Genomic DNA, 1,400 nt, shown 5'->3' with positions numbered 1-1,400 from the left:
CACCGGCGAGCGACAACACGCCTCAAGCACCTTGCGATCTTTCCGCGAAAGGTGGACTTCTCTTGCTTCGGGGATCATCCATATCTTGAATCACGACTCACGATCCAAGAAAAGTGGGTACTAGTCTAGAAGGAGCCGACTTATCGAGGATAACTGTAAGCGAGTGATCGGCCTCGACGCGGCGGGGCCTGCACCAAAGAGTTCTTTTGATAATGTACTGCTGGCCGTCTCGCGCTATCAAAATGCTGATTGGGTACTAAACCAGATCGTGAGCACAGCGGCCGAAAGCTCCGCTCCCGTGCTAGCCTTTTACGACACTACCGCTGAACAAGACCTTATCACAAAGCGGATATGCGCGCACTATGGCGACGCATCCCACCTGAGAGAAGGCTTCAATGTGCACGCAATGGGAATGAAGCTCTTGTGGTTCTACTCCAAAGCCACCAAAGGGAATTTCAAGCTGAATCCTGCATTTCTTGATAAGGCATTCTTTGAAGCGCTACGCTCTAGCAACAAATCGGATGACATTGGGATATACCCGTTCAGGCCAAATCAAGCAGCAGTCGAACGCATACGAGCTAGTGTCCCTCCGAGTGATTACGAGCAAATGCGAAGAGCGTTTGCGCAGAGCCTACGGAAAGAAATCTCGACGCGCGCGATGGGTGAGATGGTGACCTTCCCTGGAAGCGTTGTCGTTTTCTCTGGCTTCGCGCCTTTATCAAAGCGCCTCTATCGCGAGATACGCGAAGCAGTCCATGGAAGGCTGACTTTGATCTGTCTGTGCTCGTCAAGCCTAGAGGGGTATTACTTACAAGATAAGGGAATGCCTTGGCGGCGGGTTGCAGTCCCGGCCTATTCGATTGGTGAGCCATTGACTGTGGCTGAGGATGTCCGACGCATTTGCAAACGCATTGAGATGTCTTCGGGAGGGCGGATCACGGTTAGCGATAATATAAGGCTTTGGATGGAGCAGTTCGTTGGGAAGCCGCTCGCGGCCCTTAAGCACAACATAGTAGCCGAACTTAGTACCGCCTTCCCTCAAAGTGCGCGAAGCTCCACGAGGCCGCAAGCCGTCGATTGAATTCCTTCGCTCAAACAAAAAACCGCTTCAGCCGAACGCCGTGCCCGTCGCCTTATTGGCCCCTGAATTCACAGGCGTTCTGCAAGACGCCCCCCAAACGTTGCTAGGGAATGCCAAGCGCTATCAAGCATAAACTCATTGTCTCTAGTCATCCGTTATTCTTAGCAGAGTAACCCGGCGCACCTTCCAAGCTGGGGGATGTCCCGGGTTCTGTTGAATTACTGAAGAGGTCGGCGTTGCCCACCTTGAGCCGGTAGGCTCGGGGTGCTGATTCCACAAAGGAGAGCAACGCCATGACGAGAGATATCACACCGGCTGG

General features: G+C 53.2%; 1 protein-coding gene. It reads left to right on the top strand.

The annotated features are described in order from the left end of the window. Positions 1-163 precede the first annotated feature (163 nt). Entirely contained in the window at positions 164-1,081 is a 918-nt protein-coding gene (locus ACZYOF_RS43765; RefSeq protein WP_463719590.1) for a hypothetical protein, read from the top strand. The last annotated feature ends 319 nt before the right edge of the window (positions 1,082-1,400 follow it).

The sequence above is a fragment of the Bradyrhizobium sp. LeoA1Lang genome (assembly GCF_055413685.1).
Note: the sequence above shows the minus strand (reverse complement) of the source record. Positions and strands in the feature narration are given on the sequence as shown.